Below are 23,836 nucleotides of genomic sequence, written 5' to 3'. Positions count from 1 at the left end.
AAAATAACAATTACAGGCATAGAGAGAGGGATTAATCAGATGGCAGAATATCATAAGATGATGCATGTGGATGAGATGGAACCAGATGCATTGGATGAATATCTCAGCATGAATGAGGAAAACAGTATCAATCAGCTGGATATCATCCACCTGTTCGGAAAAGAGAAGCTGGAGACAATACAGGAGAGTCTTTCCAAGGCAACCGGACTGGCCTTTATCACAGTGGATTTCAAGGGGGACCCTATTACATCGGCTACTTCCTTTTCACGCTACTGCGAAAAGGTCCGCAATAACCCGGAGGCAATGGAACGGTGTAAATCCTCGGATGCCTTTGGCTCCATCCAGGCAGCGGTTACACAAAAGACAAACGTGTACTTTTGCCCCTGCGGACTATTGGAAGTGGCCATTCCAATCATTGTCCGCGGTCATTATCTGGGCGGTTTTATCGGGGGGCAGATACGATGCAGCGATGCCCCGGAATCTGTCAGCAGACTGTCATCCGTTATGCATGCCGCCAGGGCAGACGAGGCAGTAGCGGAATACAGACCCCTGCTGGAGGAGATTCCCTTCTATTCATATGAAAAATTTCTGGATATAGCAAACCTGGTATTTCTGGTAATCAACCAGCTGAGCGAAAATGAGGTCAGCCAGCACCTTCAGGAAGATATTCTAAAGAAACGGATTAAAAAGATACAGGCATTGAACCACAGCTATGCCAAGGAAATCACACAACTTAACAGGCAGGTACTGGAGCTGGAGATGCAGAGCAATCAATATGAGCTTTTGGATATGCTGACATCGCTGCTCAATCTTACTATCATAGAAGAAGCCGGCAGGACAAATGAACTGCTGACCTCCTATATTGACTATATAAAATATAAGTACACGGAAAAAGGCACCTTTGTCCATATTTCAGGGGAGCTGGAACATGCGGAGCAGTATCTGTTATTCCAGAAAAAGAAGACAGGGGACAGGCTGAAGTATTCCATTCAGGTGCCGAAGGAACTGCATATGCAGAAGATGCCCTCGGATATATTAATGCCCTTTATGCAAAACGCCTTTTATAACGGCGTGATGCTGAAAAAGGAAGGCGGGGAAATCACAGTGTCCGGTTATGTGCGAAACGGCAATGTGATTCTGGAGATAAGCGATACAGGACCGGGACTGACGGAAGCTGAATTGGATATCAGGTATGAAGCCTACAAGGAAAAACATGAAGGCCGTTATATTAAAATAGGCATGGAATACGCAAAGGAGAAGATGAAGAGACTGTTTGGAAAGGAGTACAGCATTATTACAGAGAATTACAGAAACAAGGGTTCGAAAAGTATCTTACTGTGGCCGGAGCATTATGAAGAAAGGACTGAGTAGTCATGTACAGGGTTTTGATAGCAGATGATGATATACTGATGCGCGAAGCGTTGAATGTGATGATTGCAAAGGACAGTGCTTTCAAAGTGGTTTCCATGACAGGCACCGGCGAGAGTGCGGTGCGGGCCTGCAAAGAGGATGTAATTGATATTGTATTCATGGACATGCAGATGCCGGGAATCACCGGCCTGGAGGCCAGCAGAATCATTCATCAGTCCAATCCCGGGATTAGTATATATATCCTTTCCGCCCATGCGGCCAATGTCCTGATTCGCAGCGCGGCCCAGAGCCAGATTAAGGATGTTCTGGAAAAGCCGATTACATACAGCTGCCTGAGGAAAATCCTGGAAAACTATAAAACAGAGCATGAGGATTCCGTGCAGAACCAGCTGGAAACCCTTGCTTCCTATCTTCGGAATAAGGATTTCGGGGATTTTTATGGCGGGATATCCGACGTAATAGATGAGATTTACGCAATTGCCGGAGAGGATTCCGTCCGTTTGATTAAACTGTTTACCTATCTGGGGCAGAACCTGTTAAATACCAGGAGCATGTACGGCGACAGCGGGAACATATCGGAGCTGTTTCCAATCAACGAGGTGCTGATTCCGGACCGAAAGACATCTGAGCTCTGGCTTTTCAGGGTCATGGATTATCTGTTCCGGCAAAACAGCATTGGCCGTTATCCGCTGCTGGAGAATATTTTTATTTATATAGAGAAACATATAAAAGAGGATATCACCCTCAACCGTATTATTGAGAACTGCGCAATCAGCCAGGGTTATCTGAGCCGTATATTCAGGGAGCAGTTCAAGGTCAGTGTCACGGAGTATCTTCATATGAGAAAACTGCATCTGGCCAAGGGCTATTTTTACTTTACAGAGGACAGTATTGCAGAGGTTGCATTCCGTTTGGGCTACAATGAAAGCAGCTATTTCAGCAAAGTTTTCAAAAAGTTTGAAAATATGACGGTAAAGCAGTATAAGAACAAAATTCGACGTCAATCTTCTGGAAAAAAAACGGAAATATAGTTGACAAAATGTGCAATGGTATGTATAATGCAAGAGATGCGTATTAGGAGGTTAATATGCTAATTAACTTATCTGAGCTGTTTCCTGTTGAGGGAAAGTCCAAAACATATACGCCTGAGCTTGAGATGAACCAGTTCAGGATGGCCGACGCTGTATACGACATTGCAGAGAAGGGACCGTTATCATTCGTGATAACAAACAAAGGAGATAAGAAGCTGACCATAGCCGGAACCGTTGATTTGGTTCTGATTATGCCATGCGCCAGATGTCTTGACCCTGTAAGAGTTCCTTTCCATCTGGAGATTGACCAGGAACTGGACATGAACCAGAGTGATGAAGAACGGGTGGAAGAATTGGACGAGCAGCCCTACGTAAATGGTTATAAACTGGATATCGACCAGCTGGTTGGTAATGAGTTAACCTTGAACCTGCCTATGGCGGTTCTCTGCAGTGAAGACTGTAAGGGAATCTGTGATAGATGTGGCACAAATCTCAACCATGAGACTTGTGACTGCGATAATAGGCCACTTGACCCAAGGATGTCAGTTATCCAGGATATTTTTAAACAGTCGAAGGAGGTGTAAACCATGTCTATCTGTCCAAAGAATAAATCTTCTAAAGCTAGAAGAGACAGCCGTAGAGCAAACTGGAAGATGAGCGCTCCAAATCTGGTAAAGTGCAGCAAGTGCGGTGCCCTGATGATGCCTCATAGAGTTTGCAAGGCTTGCGGTTCTTACAACAAGAGAGAAATCGTAAGCGTTGAAGATTAATTTTTCATAATCTTTGCGTCGTAAAAATGTAGTAGAATTAAGACCTTCGGGGTGAAAACCCCGGAGGTCTTTTACATTGTGTCACAGTAAAAATAAACCACCTGCTCTGCAGGTGGAGGGGATATCTTCAGATAAAAGCAACTCCTGTGCTAAACTAGATGTAGGTCTGCAAACCACAAATAAAAAAGCACAGGAGGTCCAAAATGGACAATAATAGTTTAGCGCATACAAAATGGGATTGCAAGTATCATCTGGTTTTTGCACCAAAATATCGTAGACAGGTAATCTATAAAGATATCAAGGCAGATGTAGGACAAATCCTTGGGACATTATGTCGAAGAAAAGGGATTGAGATAATCGAGGCACAATGTATGCCAGATCATATTCATATGCTGGTAAGCATTCCACCCAAATATTCAGTATCAGAGGTGGTGGGTTATCTCAAGGGAAAAAGTTCGCTCATGATATTCGAGAAGCATGCGAATCTAAAGTATAAGTACGGAAACCGTCATTTTTGGTGCCGTGGATATTATGTGGACACAGTAGGAAAGAATACGGCGGCAATAAAGGCATACATCCAAAATCAGATAAAAGAGGACTTGGAATATGACCAGATGTCGTTAGTAGAGTACATAGACCCGTTTACGGGCGAGCCGGTGAAGAAAAACAAGAAGTAGGACTCTTAAGAGTCAGTAGGAAGTCAAAGCAAACCAGTAAGCCCCTATTGGGGCAAAGCCGGAGTAAGGAAGCACTGAACATGCCCTTTTAAGGGCAGCTGAGAATGTGGTGCAGCAGGCAGACTTTTCAGTGCGCCTTCCGGGCGTAAGCAGGTAACAGCCCCTTATAGGGGCAGAGCAAGCCACCGGCTAAGCCGGTGGTCTTGACTAAAAGCCTTTTGTATAAAATATTCAGTTCCTCAGGATTTTCCATGTGTTTTTCCCGTCTTTTTTTGCCTGATACATGGCGGCATCCGCTTTTTCATAGCATTGTTTGTAGCGTATCTGCTGTCCTTCCTGCCGGAAGAATACCCCGATGCTGGCAGAAGGTGTGTAGAGCTGGGTGTTCAGGGTTATGGGCTGGGAAAAGCGGGAAAGGAAACCGGTCACGCATTGGATTACGTCCTCCTCCTTTTCCACGGAGGGAACCAGCACCACAAATTCATCCCCTCCCAGCCTGGCAATGGAGGCAGTGTCCCCAAAGGATTGGAGCAGCTGTGCGGCTGCCAGTTTCAGGACGCTGTCGCCGCAGCTATGGCCGTACTGGTCATTGACATATTTAAAATTATCCAGGTCAATCAGTATGCAGGCCATGGAGTCGGAACGGGTCAGGAGATAACTGGAAGCAAGCTCTTCAAAACTGGCCCGGTTCATCAGATGGGTCAGGGTGTCCTCTCTGGCCTTCTGCATAATGTTGTTAGCGAATTTAACAGGAAAATACTCATCCTTGTCCAGCAGAGCAGTGCCCACGGAGCAGTGCCAGGAGGAGATTTTATATCCATCCTCTGTTTCAACACATACATAGGTGCAGCGTGATTCAACAGACAGGCTCAGTTCACTGCCTCTGGAAAAGCTCATAAGCGCAAAGATGGAGGACACGTCCGGCTTCAGCATTGTTTCACGTATGTCCAGGATTTTTACTGAATAAGGCGTTGGATTGCCAAGGAAATCATCCTTCAGCAGAGGCAGGACCTCAGCCTTCCCAAAGCAATGTTCGTGCCATCCGGTGCCAATCCAGACAACATCCTTTGTCAGAAGACGGAGTACCCCTTCTATATCCAATGCCTCATATGCGCGAATCAGCTGATGTACTGCTTCCATGGCTGTAGCTGCATTTACCATCTAATTTCCTCTTTTTCCTTCATTTTGCATCCATCGGGCAACAAAGATTATTTATCAGTTTATCATGAAAATATATTTATTTCAATATTTTTGGTATGGAACAGGGAACATTGGAATAAGCCGTTACTTTTTAGGATATGTTCTGTAATGAAAAGCTGCCGGAGGGTAAAATGGCAAACGCAGCCAGCTTTAAAGCAACGGGTCCTGAGACAGCGAATCCGGATAATATAAAATAACATTTTTATTATTACCAGTGATATGTTATACTATTTTCAGAAATGTACAGGAATTCATGGTATATAGGAGGGCGAATGAGAGAAAAATCCAGCATCCGGATGACTGTTTTTTTGTGTACAGCATTTATATTGCTGGCCATGGACATGGTATCTTACGGGCAGGAAAGCGGAAAACCAGACAGGCTTCGGGTGGGCTTCTTTGAACATGAGGGATATCATGAGATGGACGCCCAGGGAAACAGGAAGGGCTATGGTTATGAGGTTTTACAGCTGCTGGCCCGTTATGAGTATGTTACATACGAATATGCAGGTTATGAAAAAACCTGGAGTGAAATGCTGGAAATGCTGGAGTCCGGAGAGCTGGATATCCTTACCTCGGCCGAAAAGACGCCGGACCGTATGGAGAGGTTTGATTTTTCCGAGCGTGATATAGGAACCAGTAATACCATCCTGACGGTCAGGGCCGGGAACAACAAAATAGCAGCAGGAAACTATCCTACCTACAACGGGATGTGCGTGGGAATGGTATCTGACAATATCAGAAACCAGCGTTTTGCGGATTTTGCCAGGGACCATGGATTCGGTTATGTCACCCAGTATTTTCCATCTGATTCAGAGCTGATAAAGGCGCTTCACGACGGCACTGTGGACAGCGCACTGACCAGCGACCTCAGGTCATTAAAAGAGGAATGGATTATAGAGACATTTGAGGACGTTCCCTTTTATGTGATGGTGAAAAAAGGAGATGAAAAGCGGCTGGCCATGGTAAACGACGCTGTCATGAAGCTGGATGCGGATTCTCCTAAGTGGAGGGAGCGGCTCTACAGTAAGTATTACCAGAGGGATATGGGAGGACAGCTTCATCTGACTGCGGATGAGCAGGACTTTCTGGACAGTGAGGGGGACCGGGTGTTCCGTGTTGCAGTAAATCCGGACCGTTATCCATATTCCTGGTTTGAGAAGGGAGAGGCCAGAGGAATCATGCCGGACTTGTTTGCCGAAATAGCAGGAAGGGGAGGCATCCGGTACGAAATCATGGAAACAGCCAGCAGGACGGAGTATGTAGAGCTGCTGAATACCCGCCGGGCGGATATATGCATAGATGTCCACGATGATTTTTCAAAGGCAGAATCCATGGGCATGGAAATTACGGACAGCTATCTGACCACGGATTTTTCATGGGTCATCCGCAAACAGTTTAACGGTAAAATGGAACGGGTAGCAGCCATTGGTCCCGGCTCAGCGTCAACCACAGCTTTATCTGGTCTGATAGGAGATGCCCGGGTCTGTTATTATGATTCTGCCCAGGACTGCCTGGATGCGGTGCGGACCGGGGCGGCGGACGGATATTATACTTATACGTATCAGGCGGAGCGGTATGTGTACGACGATGTGCACAATGAACTGGCAACGGTTCTTACGCCTCACTACGAACGTTTCTGCCTCGGAGTCAGAAATGATTTGGATTCATGTCTGCTTACCATCTTAAATAAGGGTGTGAATAGTCTGGATGAGTACTATACAGAAAGTGTGGTTCGGAGAAATACGGAACTGGGGGAACGGCCTTTCAGTCTGATACGCTTATTTTATGAATATCCCTTTTTGGTTGTGGGCATGTTTTTCTTTTTGGCTGTATTTGGAATCCTGTGTACGGCCACCTTTATTCAGAGAAGGTATCACCACAGAATCAGGATAGCCCTGAATGAAGCAGAAATTGCAAACCAGGCCAAAACGGATTTTCTGGCCAATGTTTCTCACGATATCCGAACCCCCATGAATGCAATTATCGGCATGGCCACCATAGCTGAGATGGAGGAGGATAACCTGGACCAGATGCGCAAATGTGTCCGCCAAATCAAGAAATCATCCATTCATCTGCTCTCCATTATCAATGATGTGCTGGATATGAGTGCCATTGAGGAAGGAAAATTCACGCAAAAGGAAGATGCATTCCGGATATCGGAAATGCTGCAGGAGATGGGCAGCATGATGGAACAGCAGGCCAGGGATAAATCCCTGTCATTTGAGATGGATATGTCCGGAATCCGTCATGACAATGTGATTGGGGATATGTACCATCTAAACCGTATTGTCATGAATCTGATTAATAATTCAATCAAATTCACAAGGCCCGGGGGATGGGTCCGAGTCAGGGTGACTGAACAGGAATGCAGTCAGGAAAACCAGGCTGCGTATCAGCTGAAGGTCAGCGACAATGGAAGAGGCATGAGCAAGGAATTCCAGCAGCACCTGTTCGAGCCGTTTGAACGTGAACACAGCAGTACGGACAGCAAGCTGGAAGGCACTGGACTGGGACTGTCCATTGTGAAGCATATCGTGGATATGATTGGCGGAGAGATTCATGTGGAAAGCCAGCTGGGCCAGGGAACGGAATTTACGGTATCCTTTTGTCTTGAGATTGACACCAGCAGCAGGAACGATGAGTCCCGGACAGACCAGGAGCTTCATTATGAAAACCGGCGGGTCCTGCTGGTGGAGGATAATGAAATCAACCGGGAGATTGCGGGGACTATATTGGCACATACCGGGCTTGCTGTTGATTATGCTTCTGACGGCCTGGAAGCCGTGGAAATTTTGGAAAAGGCATCTCCTGAAACCTATGATTTGATTTTCATGGATATTATGATGCCGCGAATGGACGGGTATGAAGCGTCCCGTCAAATACGAAGTATGGGAGTGACTATTCCTATTACAGCCATGACAGCCAATGCCTTTGCAGAGGACAGAAGGAAGGCTGCCAATGCAGGGATTGACGACTATCTGGCAAAGCCCCTTGAGATGGGGGAACTGAACCGGGTGCTGAGGAAGTTCCTGGGATAGGAGCGGCACAATCCGCAAAGCCGCCTGAGCGGAATAAACTGATTCATATGATAATAAATGGAGTGTCTGCAGTGGGAATTTGCAGGCACTCCATTTTAAATCCATGCCTTCAGGACTGCCCTGCCATATAAAAACAATTGTCCTGCAACTTTTGACCGCTTAAATGAGTCTAAAGATATGAGTGTGTACAAAAGAGAGGGTGGGAAAATGGTTTTCAGCAGTTTGGAATTTATCTTCCGGTTTCTTCCGGCGTTTCTGTTTATTTACTATATCATTCCGGGCAAAGGGAAGAATCTGTGGCTGCTTATGGGCAGTCTGGGTTTTTACTTTTATGGGGTCAGAGACACCCCATTTTATTTTGTCCTCCTGATTCTGTCCATTTTGGTGAACTACCGGATTGGGATATTGATTGGGAGACGCAGAATCGGCAGATTCCGGAGACGGTGGCTGATTTACGGAGTCATATATAATCTTTTTTGGCTGATTCTTTTTAAATACTGCGGTTTTCTGGTTCAGAACCTGAACCTGATGTTGAGTTTGGCCCGGATTCCCGCGGAGCTGCCGGTCATTGCGCCGGTACTGCCTGTGGGAATTAGTTTTTATACATTCCAGGCCATTTCTTATCTGGCGGACGTGTACCGGAAAACAGTTCCTTACGAACGCTCCCTGGTGGGGTTCGGCATGTATATCAGCATGTTTCCGCAGCTGATTGCAGGTCCTATCGTCACCTATTCCTCTGTCCGGCGTCAGATTGGATTCCGGCGGATTACGTTTCAGTCCATTGAGGACGGTCTGCGGGATTTCACAATCGGACTGGGATTCAAGGTACTTTTGGCCAACCGGATTGGCGGACTGTGGAACGAGGTTCAGGCAATCGGCTATGACAGTATTTCCACACCCATGGCCTGGCTTGGTCTGGCGGCTTTCAGTCTTCAGATTTATTTTGACTTCTGCGGGTATTCCCTCATGGCTAAGGGGCTGGGCTCTCTGATGGGCTTTCAGCTTCCGGATAACTTTCATCAACCCTATATGTCCCTGTCCATGACGGAATTCTGGCGGAGATGGCATATGACTCTGGGCAGCTGGTTCCGTGAATATGTTTACATTCCGTTGGGCGGCAACCGGTGCGGAACCTTTCTCACCTTCCGGAATCTGTTTGCGGTCTGGATTCTGACCGGATTCTGGCACGGGGCAAGCTGGAATTTTATTGTCTGGGGCCTTTTATTGTTCTTAATTATATCTGTGGAGCGGCTGGGCCTTCTCAGGATATTGGAACGGTGGAAGGTGATTGGCCATCTCTACATGCTGTGCATGATTCCGCTGACCTGGCTTGTGTTTGCAGTCACGGATATGAAGCAGACTGCACTGTATGTCCAGAGACTGTTTCCTTTTTTGCAAAATCTGTTCCCGTTTCATCAGGAACAATGTTTCTATTTCAGCGGCGATTATATGAAGTACGGAAGACTCTATGCATTCTCCCTGGCAGCCGGACTGCTGTTTATGACCGGCATCCCCATGAGGTTTTATGCCCGGTTCAGATATTCCATGGTTACGGCGGCTGGGCTTCTGGCTGTCTTTTGGCTGTGCGTGTACTGTATGCATATGGGGATGGATGACCCATTTCTGTATTTCAGATTTTAGGCAGAGGTGTAGAGATGAGAAGATATTGGTACAGCATTTTTTTGACATGCAGCATCGTCGTCATGGCAACCGCAAATCTGTCACCGGACAGACATGGCAGCATTTCCGTGAGCCAGGCAGCAGACAGGACAGATTCAGGGCCGGACCTGCGGATGGCAGTCCGGGAAACCGCAGTCACGGAAACAGCAGCCCGGGAAATATCAGTCACGGAAACAGCAGACCGGGAAACAACCGCCCTGGAAACCGATGGAATCAGTATAGAAACCGATTTTTCAGAGGCCCTGTTTATCGGTGATTCGCGGACAGTGGGGCTTTATGAGTATGGGAATTTAGGCCGGGCAGAGGTGTTTGCCAATTCCGGCATGTCGGTATTTAACCTTCTGAATACCCGGGTTTCACTTAAAAATGGAGACAGGCAGAATCTGGACCAGGTTTTATCGTCAGGAGATTTCAAAACCATTTATCTCATGCTGGGCATCAATGAGCTGGGATATGACATTCAAAGCATTGTCACCCAATACCGGGATATGGTGGACTGGATTCGTGGAAAACAGCCTGGGGCAATCCTGATATTGGAGGCCAATTTACATGTCACCGGGGAAAAAGCTGCCAGGAGCAGTATTTATAACAACCAGAGAATCGATGAACTGAACAATGCCATCCGGAAAATAGCAGAGGACACCGGCTGTCTCTATTTGGATGTCAACCCCATTTTTGACGACGGGAATGGAAATTTGTCCGCTGCTTACTCCACTGACGGCGCCCATATTCTGGGGAAATACTATTCCGTATGGGCGGATTGGCTTCGGACCAATTCAGCGGAATCATAGTCCCTGATGAGCAGAGGGATGGAGGATACTTTGCGGCATGGGTTGATGAAAGGCGGTTCCTGGGAAGGTGGGAAGGTGGGAAGGTCCGGCAGGCGCCATGCCCTAAAAGCATGATGCAGGCAGTGAATCTAAGCATTAGACATTAGCAACGCTGTAAATTATAATATGGGTGTAAGGAGATGGTTTATATTTCTTTATGCCCATATTAATTTAAACACAGATAGAAACGGAGGACAAGAGAATATGAAAAAAATCACGGCCCTTTTGCTTACGCTCTCAATGGCCTTATCTCTGGCAGCCTGCACCGGGAGCAGCAGACCGGAACGTACAGCTGCCGACACTGCGGGAAATATATCAGCTAAGGCCGGTGGGGAGGCTGGGACAGATACACCGGACAGCGCCGCGGACAACCCAGACGTCACAGAGGCAAGCGGGAATGATGATACCGGAAATGACAGTAATATCCTGGTTGCTTATTTTTCCGCCACAAATACCACAAAAGGCGTGGCAGAACATATAGCCAGCGGACTGGGTGCTGATTTATATGAAATAGTTCCGGAAGAACCTTATTCAGATGCGGATTTAGACTACGGCAGCGATAACAGCCGCAGCACGATTGAGATGAACGACCCGTCCTCGCGTCCGGCTATATCCGGCGCAGTGGATAACATGGAGCAGTACGATATTGTGTTCATTGGTTATCCAATCTGGTGGGGTGAGGCTCCTAAAATTGTAAGCACCTTTATGGAGAGCTATGATTTTTCTGAAAAGACAATCGTTCCTTTCTGCACCTCCGGCAGCAGCGGCATAGGGTCCAGCGCATCAAACCTGGAGGAATTGACAGATAAGGCCCAGTGGCTGCCAGGGCAGAGATTCCAGGGCGGGAGCTCCCAGGAGGAAATTATGGCATGGGTAGAGGGCCTTGGACTGGATATGGCCCGCAATTCCTCTGATGAAATGGGGCCTATGTAATCCCGGAATAGAAATTCAAGCCAGAATAATATATAATCCTGAGGAACCTGAATAATTTGGTTCCTCAGGATTTTCTGCATATTCTGCCCTGTTTCCTATAGTCTCCGGACAATGAATACAAATATAGACAGAGTTGATTTTCAGACTGCTTTTTAATGGAATCATTGTCTGTTATTGCCGCAGATGTTATAATAAACAAATATAGACAGAGAATTCGTCCTCATGTATCCTTGTCAATAACACCGTGAACATAACAGAATGAGGCAAAGGCCGCAGACGGCCGAAAACGGAAATGAAAGGAGGCGTGCAGCATGAATCAGGCAATTTCCGCGTCCGGGGCGCAGATGAAAGAGGCGCTGGACCTTGCGCCCATGGCAGTTTTAGTCAGTTCAGCCGGAGACAACCGGCTTTTATATGCGAACCGCCTGGCAAAGGATGTATTTTTAAAGGACTTGGAGGAAGGCGAAAACGGCTTTTTCCCCGCAGGCCCAGAATCCATGGCAGGGGAGTACCGGCATCCGGTGAACCATCGCATCTACCGGTTCAACGTCCAGCGGATTGACTGGGGCGGTGAACCGGCACATATCCAGTATATCTCAGATATTACGGATATGGTTTCCGCCAGCGAGAAAACCCAGAACATTATTAACTCCATTCCCGGAGGCATTGCCATTTATCGTGTCACGGATGTTTTTGAGACTGTATATTTCTCAGACGGGGTTTCGGCCCTGTCCGGTTATTCGGCAAAAGAGTACCGCAGACTGGCAGGACAGGACGCAGCCAATTTAATTTATGAGGAAGATATCGGGATAGTGAAAGCCAAAGCAAACGAGGTGATAGAAAGCCGTGGAACGGCCATGCTGGAATTCCGCAAAAAGCACCGTGACGGCCATGTTGTATGGGTCCGCGCCCAGGCCAAGTGGATGGGGGAGGAGAATGGCTGTCCGCTTCTTCACTGTGTGTTCCACAATATTTCTGACATAAAGGACGCCCAGTTTGAAATGGAACAGCTTTTGAATTCCATTCCCGGAGGCATTGCCAGCTACCGGCTGGAAGGCCAGCAGCTGGTTCCGGTCTTTTATTCAGACGGGGTTCCGGCCCTGTCAGGTCACAGCAAGGAAGAGCTTAATGCCCTGGTGGCGGACAACACGCTCAACACTGTCTATGAGCTGGACCGGGAGCGGGTCAGGGAGGCTGTGAAAACCGCTCTGCGCAGCGGGGAAGTTCTGGATATTTCCTATCGGATGTATCATAAGAACGGAACCCTAATCTGGATACATGTCAGAGGCCGCCGCATGGGCCCGTTGACTGAAACAGCAAGATTTTATGCCGTGTTCACGGGGATGTCCGAGGAAGCGCGTCTGTTCCAGAACATGGCCAATGATACGGCGGACGGCATCTATGTGATTGGAAAAGAAAATTATGAGCTGCTCTACCTAAACGAGTCCGGGGATTTGTTTTCCAAAGGCCGTTCCTGTCTGGGACAGGCATGTTATTCCGTCCTGCATGGAAAAAGTGAACCCTGCGGTTTCTGCACCCTGAAAAGCCATAAGCCGGATGGGAAAGAACATGAAATGATGGCAGACGACTCTGGCCGTGTTTTCACCACCCATTTTCGTGAAATCGACTGGAATGGCATACCGGCCTATGTGAAATATATCCGGGATGCCACAGATGAGGTCAGGACCCGCAGGGAACGGGACCGCCTGGAACAGTATTTTCAGAACATGTTAAAAAATCTGCCCGGCGGGGTGGCTGTGGTGCGCTATGAAAAGGATGGCAGCCTGGTCCCTGAGTATATTTCAGAGGGACTGGCAGCAACCACCGGAATGACTCTGGAAGAAGCCTGGAAGCTCTATCAGAAAGACGCATTGACGGGCGTTCATCCGGATGACCGGGAACACGCGCTGTCGCAGCTGGCGGAATACCTTGCAAGCGGTAAGAACCGCTGGGAGATTGAGTACAGGCTTCTGAACGGTTCCGGGGAATATGTATGGGTCAAGAATACCCTGTCTCTTATCCGGTACGAGGATGGCGTCCGGAAAATTTATTCTGTGTACAGCGATATGACAAAGGAGCGCGAGGAACGGGCTCATGTCCGTCAGCAGTACAATGACCTGATACTGCAACATTACCAGCGGCCTGACCCCAACGCCCTGGTGCTTGGCCACTGCAACATCACCCAGGATAATATAATAGAAATCATTGACCGCACGGGTATGGAACTCCGGAAAACCTTCGGGTCTGTCCGTGAAGAGTTTTTTACCGGTCTTTCAACCCTGATTGAGGACGGGGACCAGCGGCAGGCTTTTAAGGATATCTACATGCGTGAGCCGGCTCTTGCCGCTTTTAAACGGGGAGAAACAGAACAAAAGCATGAATTCTATATACAGCTGCCCGGCGAGGACATCGGCCGGTATGTGCTGTTTGAGATGCACATGGTTTCCACGCCGGACAGCGGCGATGTTACAGGAATATTAACCGTAACGGATATTACGGAGCAGACAGTAGCAGACCGGATTCTCCATCAGCTTTCGGTTACCGGCTATGATTTTGCGGCGGATTTGGATTTGAAGCGGGATACATATAAAATTCTGTCCCTGGACGCCAATGCCCGCTTTGTCCCCCCGCGGCAGGGGCCTCACTCCCGGTGGATGGACTATATGATGAAGAACAGGGTGGTTCCCAGGGACCGGGAGCAATACTGGAACGGCCTGAGCCTGGGATGCATGTCCCAGCGTCTGGAACAGGGCGGGGCCTATACATTTGCCTTTTCCCTTATTGATGATGACGGGGAAATCAGGACGAAAAACATGACGGTTTCTCCGGTTGATTTGCGGTTGGGACGGGTCTGCCTGTCCAGAACAGATATTACGGAATCCATCCGGGAACAGCAGCGGCTGCTTCGGGTCATTGCCTATACCTGTGAGCTGGCCGGTTTTATTGATGTCTCCACAGGCGGTCTTGTCATGTATACCAGGCAGATGGTCCTGGAAAACCTGCCGCCTCATACAGCAGGTAACTATAATGAGGTATTGGACAATCTGGCTGGCTATTATGAGAAAGCAGCGGACCGTGAAACGGTGAAGCAGCAGTTCCGCCTGGAAACCCTGCGCAGGGAACTGGAGGAAAGGCCGGATGGGTATGATTTTGTCCTGCCCTATTGGTCAGGGGAAGGACTGCGGTACAAGCAGGTCAATGTATTATGGGGTGACCAGAACCATAAGACAGTTTGTCTGGTGCGTTCCGATGTGACGGATATGCTGGCCGCTGAACGGGCGGCAAAAACAGAACTGGAACGGGCATTGGCGCTGTCACGGGAGGCCAGCCGTGCAAAAAGCGACTTTTTGTCCGCAATGAGCCATGATATCCGTACGCCCATGAATGCCATTATGGGAATGACAACGCTGGCAAATGCCAATATTGGTGATTCCATCCGGGTACAAAGCTGTCTGCAAAAGATAGCCATGTCTTCCAGACATCTGCTGAGTCTGATTAATGACATCCTGGATATGAGCCGGATTGAACAGGCCAAAATCCAGCTGAACCGGGAACGAATCTGTCTGCCGGATCTGGCTGCCCAGGCCACGGAGATTATTGCGCCCCAGGCGGAGGCGGCCGGACTGCAGTATGAAGCCCGAATCAGCGGGATGCGGAACCCCTGCTGCTGCGGGGACGCGCTGCGCACCAGCCAGATTTTGATTAATATACTGGGAAATGCGGTAAAGTTTACGCCGAAAGGCGGTTCAGTACATTTTTCCGTTGAAGAGATTCCCTCCGTAAAGGGAAAACAGTGGGTGCGCTACCGTTTTACGGTCAGCGATACAGGGATTGGAATGTCGGAGGAAACCCTGGCACATCTGTTTGAGCCATTTACGCGCAGCAGGGCGGTGTCCCGGGTGGAAGGCTCAGGACTGGGCCTTAGCATTGTCAAGGGACTGGTGGACCTCATGGGAGGAACCATATCCGTTCAGAGTGAGCTGGAAAAGGGCTCCACCTTTATAGTGGAACTGGAGGGGAAGATTGCCGCGGCTCCTGAGGCAGCTGAAATCAGGAAGCCTGAGGAACCGTCAGGACAGCCCTTTGCAGGAAAACGGTTTCTGGTGGCTGAGGACAATGAGATAAATGCTGAGATTTTATGTGAAATCCTTCGGATGTATGGGGCGGAATCAGAAGTAAAAGAAAACGGCGCCTTGACTGTACAGGCCTTTTTTGCCGCGGAGCCGGGAACCTATGATGCCATTCTGATGGATATACAAATGCCGGAAATGGACGGCTACCAGGCTGCCCGGGCTATCCGTGGGGGAGCTGGTTCGGATGCTGAAGCCGTGCGTGCCGGTGCGGGAACATACGCAGCCGCTGAATCCGGCGCAGCCGCCAGGGCGGACGCAGGTACAATCCCCATCATTGCCATGACCGCCAATGCTTTTGCAGAGGACATCCATGCAGCCATGGAGGCCGGTATGGACGCCCATATAGCAAAACCCATTGACATAGGAATACTGCGGGAAACGCTGAAAACAGCGCTGGCAGATTAGTTATCAAATATGCAAATGATTATGTGGTGCCGGAAGACAGGGCGAGAAAACAGAGGTCCGAAGCCTGCCATTACAGGGAATCCGTATCCTGGCGGCTGAAGACAATGAGCTGAATGCTGAAATCCTTTCAGAGCTTCTGCGCATAGCGGGAGCAGAATGTGAAATTGTGCCCAATGGACAGGAGGCGGCCCGCAGCATCAGAAAGCTGGACTGTGAAAAAGCAGGAACAATACCCATCATCGCCATGACGGCCAATGCCTTTACCGAGGACCGGGAAAAAAGCCGGGCAGCCGGAATGAATGCCCATCTTTCCAAACCAGTGGATGTCGGTAAGCTCATTCAGACTATACTGGAATATATATGTTAACAGGACGCTGTGGGTCAGGTCAGAGGGATTGCTCCCTCTTTCCTGCCTGATAACCGGCCTGCATTCAGTCTGGCAGTTTCCGCTAACTTTCAGATTAGGAAAAGACATAAGTTTGGCCCGGACGCTTGCGCCCGGGCCTTTCTTATGGTAAAATTTGTATAATATATATGGGCAGAGTTAGAATGACTGCCTTCCATCTGCTCCGTCACTGTAACTCTGATGGCTGATGTCCCGCAGGAGAACGGCAGTGGCACATCATACGATTTCAACGAAAGAACGGAGGATTTATGGGGTTATTATTAATGAAGCAGAATCCGGAGTTTCAGAGATTGACAAATGAAATATTTAACCGGCAGCTCTCGCAGGACGCCTGTTTGCAAGAGGAACTGGACGGCCGTGCCAGGCAGAAAATGTATCAGGATGTACAGTATAATGTGGACTTTCTTTATACTGCCATGGAGCTGGAGGATGAAGGAATCTTTGAACGGTACGCAAGATGGCTCTACCAGCTTCTCGTTCCGCTGATGCCCTACTGCACCAGGGAAAGGGTGAAGGATATCATGACGGACCATTATGAGCTCATACGCAGCTCCATGGAGGCAGTCATGGAAGAAGAGAAACGGCCCAAGCTTCACCGCCTTCTGGACTGTGCTGTCCGCGTCACGGCCGAGGAATATGAACATGGCGGCCACCATGAAAAGGAGGACGGATACCGGGAGGAGGGATGCCGGGGGGATGGAACAAAGGAGCCTGGAGCGAAGGGGGCGGAAACAAACCGGGGCGGAACATATGAACAGGAGATAACACAATATTTATCCTCCATGCTCCGGTCCGATATGAAAGGCTCCATGGCTCTTATAACAGAATATGTAAATCTCGGTATTCCTCTGAGCGACATTTGCGTGGATATTGTGGCCGAAGCAATGAGAAGGGTAGGCGATTTGTGGCACAGCCACCGGATTTCTGTGGATATGGAGCATTACTGTACCTCGATTACCCAGTTGTCCCTGTCCCAGCTTTACCCGCTGATTTTCAACCAGCAGCGGAAGGGCAAAAAGGTACTGGTGGCATGTATTGGCAGTGAGCTCCATGAGATAGGCGCGCGCATGGTGGCGGATATGTTTGAATACAATGGCTGGGACAGTATTTACCTGGGCGCTGCTGTTCCGGTAGAGTCGGTTGAAAACGCCATCAAGGAGCATCAGCCGGTCCTGGCTGCCTTATCCGTCACCATGCCCCAGCATCTGCCGCTGTGCAGGTCTGCCGTGGAACAGCTGCGGAAAACATGTCCGCAGGTGAGAATTGCGGTGGGCGGTCTGGCGTTTGAACATACGGATATATGGAAAAACTGGGATGTTGATATCTACACAAAAGATGCCAAGGAACTTGTGACATGGGCGGATGAAACGATATAATTACTTTAAGGCAAACAGCAAAGAGGTAAAAAATGATTTCTAAAAAGAAGATTCTGGTGGTAGAAGATAACAAAATGAATCGTATGCTCCTGTGTGAAATAGTGACATCCGTCTCAATTTATGAAGTGCTGGAAGCTGAGAACGGACAGGAAGCCCTTCGCATACTAAAACAGTATGGGGAGGAAATTTCCCTGATTCTCCTGGATTTGGTCATGCCGGTTATGGACGGATATACCTTTCTCTCCATCATAAAAGAAGACCCCGCATACGCATCCGTCCCCGTGATTGTCACAACCCAGAGCGACAGTGAGTCCGACGAGGTTACGGCACTTTCCAGGGGAGCAACGGATTTTGTCACCAAACCTTATAAAGCAGAGGTAATCCTTCACAGGATAGCCAATATTATCAATCTGCGTGAAACAGCCTCCATGGTCAATCTCCTGCAGTATGACCGGCTCACCGGGCTGTTCAGCAAAGAATTTTTTTATCAGCGGGTCAAGCCGTTTTTAGAGCAAAGACCAGACCGGGAATACGATATTATCTGTTCCGATATTGAGAATTTTAAATTGGTGAATGATATCTTCGGTGTTCCGGCAGGGGACCAGATTCTCCGCGGTATAGCTGATATGTACATAAACCAGGTAGGCGAAAGGGGAATCTGCGGACGGCTGACTTCGGACAAATTTGTCTGCCTGATTGAACACCAGTCACGGTACAGGGAGGAATGGTTTAGGGAGGCAGTAAGGAAAATCAATGAATTATCCAATGTGAAAAATATTGTGATGAAATGGGGCATTTATTCCAAGGTGGACAGAAGCCTTTCCGTGGAGCAGATGTGCGATTGGGCCCTGTTGGCGGCCCAAAGCATCAAAGGCCAGTATGGAAAATATTACGCCTATTACGGGAACCAGCTGCGGAGCAGGCTTCTGCTTGAGCAGGCAATCACAGACAGCATGGAGTCCGCCCTGGCAAAAGGGCAGTTTAAGATTTACCTGCAGCCCAAGTACAGAATCAGGGACAATGCACTTTCCGGAGCCGAGGCACTGATACGATGGAACCACCCTAAATTAGGCATTCAGTCCCCTGGCCAGTTCATCCCCATATTTGAGCAAAATGGCTTTATTACAAAGCTGGACCAGTTTGTGTGGGACCGGACCTGCGCCGTGCTGCATGAATGGGACCGGAAGGGATATCCTCAGCTGTCTGTATCAGTGAATGTGTCCCGGGCTGATATCTATAACGCGGAGCTTGCAGATGTACTGATGAGCCTGGTGGAAAAATACAGCCTTACACCGTCAAGGCTTCATCTGGAAATTACAGAAAGCGCTTATACGGAAAATCCAAAACAAATCATTGATACGGTAACACACCTTCGCAAACTGGGGTTTGTAATTGAAATGGATGATTTCGGCAGCGGGTATTCATCCCTGAACATGATTAACCAGATGCCCCTGGATGTTTTGAAGCTGGACATGAAATTCATCCAGAATGAGACAGCCAAACCAGTTCACCAGGGTATCCTTCGGTTCATCATGGGACTGGCTCGCTCCATGAACTTAAATGTGGTAGCGGAAGGCGTGGAGACAAAAGAACAGCTTGAACGGCTCCGCCAGTTTGGCTGCGATTATGTCCAGGGATACTACTTTGCCAGGCCCATGCCCTGTGAGGAATTTGAGACTCTTTTATGCCGGTCGGTCCTGGAACCGGCGGTATTTTCCTGTCCCAATGATGACAGGAAAATACTGCTGGCTGCCGATGAAATATGCCGCAGAAGAGAGCTGGACCTTCAGAAAGAAGCGTACAGGGATTACATGACGGACCTTCTCAACCGCAGAGGTTTTATGATGGCAATGGAGATGGTGCGTATGGAAGAAGGGCCATGCGCAGTATTTTTCTTTGATTTGGACGGACTTAAGAAAATCAACGATACCTATGGGCACAGCAAAGGAGACGAGGCAATCTGCCGGTTTGGAGAAATTCTGCGCGCCCATACCCGGGAAACAGATGTGGCGGCCCGCTATGGAGGCGATGAATTTGTTGTTGTGATGAAATGTATGAGGACAGAGGAGGATGCAGTTAAGAAGGGAGAGGAAATCTGCCGGGCCATCCAGGAGGACTGGGTGTTCCAGGAGGTACCGTCGGCCTGCTCGGCGGGAATCGCCATCTGGAATCTGAGGGAACCGATTCAGGAAGTAATTGAAAAGGCGGACCAGGCATTGTACCAGGTGAAGCGGGAAAGCCGGGGCGGATGCCGTCTGTGGAAAGCTTGAAACCGGCGGCTCACATCCTGTTCCAGTGACGGAAGCCTCATAATAAAGGGCAGTGATGCCTAAATGATTGCGGAGCTGACATGGCTATGGTATACTGACATTAGTTCCTATGTGAACAGGGACCTGATATTTTATTAAAAAAGAATAGGGAAGCAGGGAGCAGGAAGATGGAGAAACGGGGATTTTTTCTTACACTCATTTTCATTGGCGTCACATTGATTACAGGATGTGGGAACCGGAGGCCAGATTCCGGCGTTAATCCGGCTGCTGAGGCTTTTTCAGGTCCCCAGTACCAATGGCAGAAGGAGTATCCCGAACCCCTCAGGATTCTGGGCATTTATCCTGATTTGGAGAGAACCTATCTTGACAGGGCATTCAAACGCTATGAAACCCTTACAGGCAATCAGCTGGAACTTATCCAGGTGGACCGTGAGGAGTTTGAACAGCGGATGTCCAGGGGCTTCCAGGGGCTGGAAGAGGAGCCGGATGTCATTCTCAGCTATGGGGGAACCAATATTGACGCTTATCACCCCGATGAGAACCTTTATGATTTTACCGATGCCCCATGGGTGGATGACCTGACTGATACCTCCATTAACCAGGCTGTTTATAATGGCAGAATTATCGGCATTCCCCATTGGGAAGCTTCCATTTCAGGCACCCTATATAATAAGACCATTTTTAAGCAATACCATTTGGAAATCCCCAAAACCCAGGAGGGGTTTATGGAACTGTGCGCCGTTCTCTCAGAACATGGAATCACCCCGCTCTATATACCGGGCAGGGAGCCATCCATGTTTTTGTACCAGTTTCCGCTGGATTCCATTGTAGAGGATACAGATATCCTTAATGGACTGAATGACGGAAGCCTTTCCTACAGCGATATCCCGCAGATGAAGCAGATTGTCTCATGGTACAGGACAATGGCCCATAAAGGATATATGGGAGAGTCCTATCTTACCGGTGACTGGTCCGGCATGGAGTCTGCAATGAGCAGCGGACAATATGCCATGATGCTGTGCTGGGACACCTGGCTTTATACGGATTACAAAGGGAATCCGGATGAGTTTGGCCTTATGCCTGCTTTTGTGGGCGTACCGGAAGAAGGTACCTATGAGGGGCCGAATCTTGGCCTTTTCCTTGTAAATAAAAACAGCAGGAGCCTTGAGAGTGCCTTGAATTTCATTACCTTTTTGTCAGACCCCTATAATTATAACGCTGCCTTTGAAGGAATTTATACTGCCCCTGTATTCAAAAACCAGATAAACAGCATATCAACCCCTCAATATCAGGAAGCGGAACGCTTGATTGAACGGAACTACAGGTCATCCACTGCCTGGCTGAGAATCAGGGGATTTTCCCAGATGGATGCAGCGGTCATTCAGGAATATATGAAACCGGATAACAAATGGACTGCAGAAGAATGCCTTAAACAGATGGATATGCTGAGAGACAGCCGCCTGAACCAGCTGACGGCAGACGGTTCAGGAGGGATTTCCCAATGAAAGACTTGCATAAGAAATGGTATGTGGTTCTGGCAGCTCTGTTCTTCGCAGTTATGTTGGCGGGTTTTATCCTGTGCACAGCCTCCTATATCAAAAAATTCAATCAGACGCTGAAGGAGGAAAACCAGGCGCGTCTGGAGGAAATATCCGACCATATCACCGCCTATGTCCAATCCATTGTGACCGATACGCAGGATGCCCTTGAAACAGCGGCGCTGGCAACCTATGCTATCCGGGATGAAAACAGGCTGATTTATCTGAACAATGTTGCATCCCGCCACGGTTTTGCCTATGTGGGTTATGCCTGGGAAGACGGTATGCTTCACTCCACAGAGCCTTCCCAGAATACAGATATTTCCCGGGAGGCCTGCTATCAGGAGGCCATGGAAGGAAGATTCTCAATGTCCGGTCATGTCCGGCGTATTTTGTCCGACCGTGCGGTATCCGGAATCATCATGGCAGCCCCCATCAAAAACAAGGATGGAAAACCAATCGGCGCTTTGGTTGCTTTGCTGGAAACATCGCGGTTAAAAGAAGCTCTGGATATTGAAAGTTTTGGCGGGGAAGGGTATTCCTATATCATTGACGAAAAGGGCAGCCTTCTTCTCCATAACAAGAGCATGGATTACAACAATTTTTATAAGGTTCTGGACAATGTGCAGCTGGAAGACGGGAAAAGCAAGGCGGAGATTATGGAAAGCATTGCCGCCGGCGAATCGGGCATTTTTTCATACAGCCAGCTGGGAACATCCCAATATGCCTATTATGCACCTATGGGATTTGATTCCTGGACGGTTCTCACCATTGTGTCCGGGAAAGTCATTACACAGAAGACCGCAGTCCTTACAAAGGAACTTGTAACCCTGTGTATTGTGTTTATTGTTGTATTTATGTTCCTTCTGGCTGCATCGGGCATTTCCTGGGTGAATTCCCAGAACCAGCGTCAGCGTTCCAGACTCAAATCGGAATTTATGGCAAATGTGAGTCACGAAATCCGAACGCCGATGAATGTTATCATCGGAATGAGCGAGCTGCTGCTCCAAAGCGACTTAACAGATGTCCAGAAGCGGTATGTTCAGGGAATCCGGAACTCCGGGCACGGCCTGATTACCATTATCAATGACATCCTGGACATGTCTAAAATTGAGTCGGGGCTGTTTGAAATCTTGGCAGATGAATATGATATCCGGGAGCTGATAAAGGAGCTTGCGGTCATGGCCGAAACCCGTATCGGCAATAAGCCGGTGGACTTTGTAGCGGATATCGACGAAGCACTGCCGTGCCGTCTGGTGGGCGACCGGGACCGCATTAAGCAGATTCTGCTGAACCTGATTGGAAATGCCGTCAAATTTACTGAACAGGGTCAGATTACCTTAAGCGCCGGATGTTTGGAGGAAAACGGAAAATTTTATCTCAGAATCAGGATTGCAGACACCGGCATCGGCATCAAAAAACAGGATGTATCAAAGTTGTTTGTCAGCTTCAGCCAGCTGGATGCCTACCAAAACCACAACAAGGAGGGCACTGGTCTGGGTCTGGCCATTTCAAAATCCTTAAGTCAGATGATGGGAGGAAATATCCAGGTGGAAAGTGAATACGGGAAGGGCTCTGTATTCACCGTGACGCTGCTCCAGGTTCCGGTACATAGAGACGGCAATGAGTCCGGGGAAACCTTGTACAGTGAGTCCGCAGCTTCAGCTCCGTCCGGGTTCCGGACTTTAAACAGCGGAAAGGTACTGGTGGTGGATGATAACAGGATAAACCTGGAGGTTGCATCCCTTCTTCTGAATTCCTTTGGTGCAGAAACAGTATGCGCAGAGTCAGGGAAAGAGGCCATCCGCCTTATTCAGGAACAGGATTTTGATTTGATTTTCATGGACCACATGATGCCCGGTATGGATGGAGTTGAATCTATGAAGCGGATTAAAAAATTAGAGGCGGAAAAGTACAGGCACATTCCGATTGTGGTTCTGACAGCCAATGCAACGGTGGATGCCCGCAGGATGTTCTTTGACGAGGGCTTTGATGCATTTCTGGCCAAGCCTATTGAACTGGCAAATATGTACGAAATACTTAAAACATATCTCGGGACAGCGCCCATGGATATAAACCAGTGAGATAGGAGTTACTGTTCAGAGGTATCATAAATCAGTATTGGCAAAGTGACGAAATTTAAAATTTAAGAAATAGCGTATTTTGTGGCTATGTCTA

General features: G+C 48.5%; 16 protein-coding genes. 15 read left to right on the top strand and 1 reads right to left on the bottom strand.

Annotated features, from left to right (window positions below; translation table 11 throughout):
• The first annotated feature begins 39 nt into the window (after positions 1–39).
• From FGS84_RS19880 to tnpA, 5 genes are all read left to right on the top strand, one after another.
• Positions 40–1,371 (top strand): PocR ligand-binding domain-containing protein, encoded by a 1,332-nt coding sequence (locus FGS84_RS19880; protein WP_138310139.1) that lies wholly within the window; start codon positions 40–42, stop codon positions 1,369–1,371.
• A gap of 14 nt (positions 1,372–1,385) precedes the next feature.
• Positions 1,386–2,402, top strand: a complete 1,017-nt coding sequence (locus FGS84_RS19875; protein ID WP_243130025.1) for a response regulator — start codon at positions 1,386–1,388, stop codon at positions 2,400–2,402.
• Positions 2,403–2,458: 56 nt separating this feature from the next.
• Positions 2,459–2,986 (top strand): DUF177 domain-containing protein, encoded by a 528-nt coding sequence (locus FGS84_RS19870; RefSeq protein ID WP_138310137.1) that lies wholly within the window; start codon positions 2,459–2,461, stop codon positions 2,984–2,986.
• Positions 2,987–2,989: 3 nt separating this feature from the next.
• Positions 2,990–3,172, top strand: coding sequence for a 50S ribosomal protein L32 (rpmF, locus tag FGS84_RS19865; protein WP_002564324.1), 183 nt, complete (start codon positions 2,990–2,992; stop codon positions 3,170–3,172).
• A gap of 203 nt (positions 3,173–3,375) precedes the next feature.
• Entirely contained in the window at positions 3,376–3,849 is a 474-nt protein-coding gene (gene tnpA, locus FGS84_RS19860; protein WP_048931400.1) for an IS200/IS605 family transposase, read from the top strand.
• Positions 3,850–4,080: 231 nt separating this feature from the next.
• Here the strand turns inward: tnpA and FGS84_RS19855 are convergent, their stop codons facing one another.
• Positions 4,081–5,010 carry a diguanylate cyclase gene (locus tag FGS84_RS19855; RefSeq protein WP_138310136.1) on the bottom strand — a complete coding sequence of 310 codons (930 nt, stop codon included), beginning with the start codon at positions 5,008–5,010 and terminating at the stop codon, positions 4,081–4,083.
• Positions 5,011–5,321: 311 nt separating this feature from the next.
• Between FGS84_RS19855 and FGS84_RS19850 the strand changes: the two genes are divergently transcribed.
• From FGS84_RS19850 to FGS84_RS19805, 10 genes are all read left to right on the top strand, one after another.
• On the top strand, positions 5,322–8,087 hold the full coding sequence (locus FGS84_RS19850) for a transporter substrate-binding domain-containing protein (RefSeq protein ID WP_171042681.1): 2,766 nt from the start codon (positions 5,322–5,324) through the stop codon (positions 8,085–8,087).
• A gap of 207 nt (positions 8,088–8,294) precedes the next feature.
• A complete protein-coding gene (locus FGS84_RS19845) occupies positions 8,295–9,728 on the top strand; it encodes an MBOAT family O-acyltransferase (RefSeq protein ID WP_138310134.1) in 1,434 nt (477 codons plus the stop codon).
• A gap of 14 nt (positions 9,729–9,742) precedes the next feature.
• Positions 9,743–10,558, top strand: coding sequence for a GDSL-type esterase/lipase family protein (locus FGS84_RS19840; protein ID WP_138310133.1), 816 nt, complete (start codon positions 9,743–9,745; stop codon positions 10,556–10,558).
• A gap of 243 nt (positions 10,559–10,801) precedes the next feature.
• Positions 10,802–11,530, top strand: coding sequence for a flavodoxin (locus FGS84_RS19835; protein WP_138310132.1), 729 nt, complete (start codon positions 10,802–10,804; stop codon positions 11,528–11,530).
• 311 nt (positions 11,531–11,841) lie between these two features.
• Complete coding sequence (locus tag FGS84_RS19830) at positions 11,842–16,068, top strand: PAS domain-containing hybrid sensor histidine kinase/response regulator (protein ID WP_138310131.1); 4,227 nt, start codon at positions 11,842–11,844, stop codon at positions 16,066–16,068.
• Positions 16,069–16,234: 166 nt separating this feature from the next.
• The gene (locus tag FGS84_RS19825; RefSeq protein WP_171042680.1) at positions 16,235–16,435 is read left to right on the top strand and encodes a response regulator; all 201 of its coding nucleotides are present in this window, start codon (positions 16,235–16,237) and stop codon (positions 16,433–16,435) included.
• Between the two features lie 287 nt (positions 16,436–16,722).
• Positions 16,723–17,850, top strand: a complete 1,128-nt coding sequence (locus FGS84_RS19820) for a cobalamin-dependent protein (RefSeq protein WP_138310129.1) — start codon at positions 16,723–16,725, stop codon at positions 17,848–17,850.
• Positions 17,851–17,882: 32 nt separating this feature from the next.
• On the top strand, positions 17,883–20,120 hold the full coding sequence (locus FGS84_RS19815; protein WP_138310128.1) for an EAL domain-containing protein: 2,238 nt from the start codon (positions 17,883–17,885) through the stop codon (positions 20,118–20,120).
• A 167-nt stretch (positions 20,121–20,287) separates the two neighbouring features.
• Positions 20,288–21,625 carry an extracellular solute-binding protein gene (locus FGS84_RS19810; RefSeq protein WP_138310127.1) on the top strand — a complete coding sequence of 446 codons (1,338 nt, stop codon included), beginning with the start codon at positions 20,288–20,290 and terminating at the stop codon, positions 21,623–21,625.
• Positions 21,622–23,742 (top strand): hybrid sensor histidine kinase/response regulator, encoded by a 2,121-nt coding sequence (locus tag FGS84_RS19805; protein WP_138310126.1) that lies wholly within the window; start codon positions 21,622–21,624, stop codon positions 23,740–23,742. Before FGS84_RS19810 ends, FGS84_RS19805 begins: the two co-directional genes overlap by 4 nt.
• Positions 23,743–23,836: the final 94 nt, after the last annotated feature.

This window comes from Clostridium sp. 1001271st1 H5 (assembly GCF_005845215.1).
Lineage (GTDB): Bacteria > Bacillota > Clostridia > Lachnospirales > Lachnospiraceae > Enterocloster.
The sequence above is the reverse complement of the archived record's forward strand: the minus strand, read 5'-3'. Positions and strand labels throughout refer to the sequence as shown.

Bases quoted from the DNA above. Each gene is read 5' to 3' on its own strand.
- FGS84_RS19880 (WP_138310139.1), top strand. From the start codon at position 40: ATGGCAGAATATCATAAGATGATGCATGTGGATGAGATGGAACCAGAT.
- FGS84_RS19870 (WP_138310137.1), top strand. From the start codon at position 2,459: ATGCTAATTAACTTATCTGAGCTGTTTCCTGTTGAGGGAAAGTCCAAA.
- rpmF (WP_002564324.1), top strand. From the start codon at position 2,990: ATGTCTATCTGTCCAAAGAATAAATCTTCTAAAGCTAGAAGAGACAGC.
- tnpA (WP_048931400.1), top strand. From the start codon at position 3,376: ATGGACAATAATAGTTTAGCGCATACAAAATGGGATTGCAAGTATCAT.
- FGS84_RS19855 (WP_138310136.1), bottom strand. From the start codon at position 5,010: ATGGTAAATGCAGCTACAGCCATGGAAGCAGTACATCAGCTGATTCGC.
- FGS84_RS19850 (WP_171042681.1), top strand. From the start codon at position 5,322: ATGAGAGAAAAATCCAGCATCCGGATGACTGTTTTTTTGTGTACAGCA.
- FGS84_RS19845 (WP_138310134.1), top strand. From the start codon at position 8,295: ATGGTTTTCAGCAGTTTGGAATTTATCTTCCGGTTTCTTCCGGCGTTT.
- FGS84_RS19840 (WP_138310133.1), top strand. From the start codon at position 9,743: ATGAGAAGATATTGGTACAGCATTTTTTTGACATGCAGCATCGTCGTC.
- FGS84_RS19835 (WP_138310132.1), top strand. From the start codon at position 10,802: ATGAAAAAAATCACGGCCCTTTTGCTTACGCTCTCAATGGCCTTATCT.
- FGS84_RS19830 (WP_138310131.1), top strand. From the start codon at position 11,842: ATGAATCAGGCAATTTCCGCGTCCGGGGCGCAGATGAAAGAGGCGCTG.
- FGS84_RS19820 (WP_138310129.1), top strand. From the start codon at position 16,723: ATGGGGTTATTATTAATGAAGCAGAATCCGGAGTTTCAGAGATTGACA.
- FGS84_RS19815 (WP_138310128.1), top strand. From the start codon at position 17,883: ATGATTTCTAAAAAGAAGATTCTGGTGGTAGAAGATAACAAAATGAAT.
- FGS84_RS19810 (WP_138310127.1), top strand. From the start codon at position 20,288: ATGGAGAAACGGGGATTTTTTCTTACACTCATTTTCATTGGCGTCACA.
- FGS84_RS19805 (WP_138310126.1), top strand. From the start codon at position 21,622: ATGAAAGACTTGCATAAGAAATGGTATGTGGTTCTGGCAGCTCTGTTC.